2 protein-coding genes are annotated in these 1,743 nt (G+C 74.0%); one reads left to right on the top strand and one right to left on the bottom strand.

Annotated elements, in window-relative coordinates:
• Positions 1–192: 192 nt before the first annotated feature.
• On the bottom strand, positions 193–819 hold the full coding sequence (locus SSBG_RS05975) for a LysE/ArgO family amino acid transporter (protein WP_008745306.1): 627 nt from the start codon (positions 817–819) through the stop codon (positions 193–195).
• A 69-nt stretch (positions 820–888) separates the two neighbouring features.
• On the opposite strand from SSBG_RS05975, the gene SSBG_RS05970 reads away from it, so the two are divergent.
• Positions 889–1,743 (top strand): LysR family transcriptional regulator ArgP (locus SSBG_RS05970; protein WP_037869052.1); only part of this gene is annotated, 855 nt, incomplete at its 3' end.

Below are 1,743 nucleotides of genomic sequence, written 5' to 3'. Positions count from 1 at the left end.
GATCGGGCCGCTGACTCCAGGCGACGCGCGCGGTCCGCGCGACGCGCGCGGTCGGTGCGACGTGCGCGGTCCACGCGCCGTACGTCTCCCACGCGCCGTACGCCGCCGAAGCAGCGGGGGGTTACGCGGCGCGACGTACCCGCTGTGCGGCGCGACATGCGCGACGTACGCCGCGCGGTGCGTCCCGCGTCGTCAGAGCGTACGCAGCAGCAGCGAGCCGCCCGTCGCGAGCATCGTCGCCGCGACCAGCCCGTCCAGGACCCGCCAGGCGCCCGGGCGGGCCAGGACGGTGCCGAGGAAGCGCGCGCCGTAGCCGAGACCGGCGAACCACACCAGGCTGGCCAGCACCGCGCCGAGCCCGAAGACCCAGCGCAGCGATCCGCGGTCGGACGCGACCGAGCCGAGGAGCAGCACGGTGTCGAGGTAGACGTGCGGGTTGAGCCAGGTCAGGGCGAGACAGGTGAGAACGGCGGTGCGCGCGGAGCCGACCGCCGCCCCGCGCACCGTCAGCGCCTGCGCCCCGGTGCGCCGCAGCGCGCGGCGTGCCGCGAGCAGCCCGTAGCAGAGCAGGAAGCCCCCGCCCGCGAGGCCGAGCGCGGTGAGCACGAGGGGCCAGGTGGTGACGACGGCGCCGAGCCCGGCCACCCCCAGGGCGATGAGGACCGCGTCGGAGGCCGCGCAGATGCCGACCACCGCGAGCACCGCCTGCCGTCGTGCCCCCTGCCGGAGCACGAACGCGTTCTGCGCGCCGATGGCGACGATGAGGGACAGTCCCGTCCCGAACCCGGCGAAAGCCGCCGGGAGGATTCCGTTGGTCACGCACCGACGCTAGGGGGACCGCCTGACATCAGTACAGCTAAAGTTTTTTACGTAGCATGAGCGTTCGTGATGGACTTCCTGCCCCATGATCAGGTCCGGACGCTCCTCGCCGTCGTGGACGAGGGCACCTTCGACGCCGCGGCGGCCGTCCTGCACGTGACACCGTCCGCCGTCAGTCAGCGGATCAAGACGCTGGAGCAGCGCGCCGGGCGCGTCCTGCTCCAGCGCACGAAGCCGGTCAGGGCCACCGAGTCCGGGCGGGTGGTGGTGCGCTACGCCCGCCAGCTCGCCGCGCTGGAGCGGGACGCGTGGACGGAACTCGGCATCAGCGCGGAAGCCGGTCCCGCCCGCCTGCCCATCGCCGTGAACGCGGATTCCCTGGCCACCTGGTTCCTGCCCGCTCTGACGAGGGTCCCGCAGAGTCCGCCGGTCTGCTTCGAGCTGCGCCGCGAGGACGAGGCGCACACCGCCGCGCTGCTGCGCGAGGGGCAGGTGATGGCGGCGGTGACCTCCTCGGCGGAACCGGTGGCGGGCTGCACCGTCCGTCCCCTGGGCCGGGTGCGGTATCTGCCGGTCGCGAGCCCGGGATTCGTGGCACGGCACCTGGCGGACGGGCCCTTGGCGGAGCGTCTGCCCGACGCGCCCGTGATCGTTTTCGACCGGCGCGACGAGCTCCAGGACCGGTTCGTACGGTCCATGATCCCCGGCGCGCCCGGCGCGGGACCGCTCCGGCACTACGTGCCCACGTCGGAGGGGTTCTGCGACGCGGTGTGCGCGGGACTCGGCTGGGGCCTCGTACCGGAGCAGCAGGCGGAGCCGCCACTGCGCTCCGGGGCGCTCGCGGAGCTGGTGCCCGGCCGGACGATGGACGTGCCCCTGTACTGGCAGCAGTGGAAGCTGGACGTCCCGTCGCTCTCGCTCATG

The sequence above is a fragment of the Streptomyces sp. SPB074 genome (assembly GCF_000154905.1).
Lineage (GTDB): Bacteria > Actinomycetota > Actinomycetes > Streptomycetales > Streptomycetaceae > Streptomyces.
This window is presented reverse-complemented; position numbering and strand designations above follow the sequence as displayed.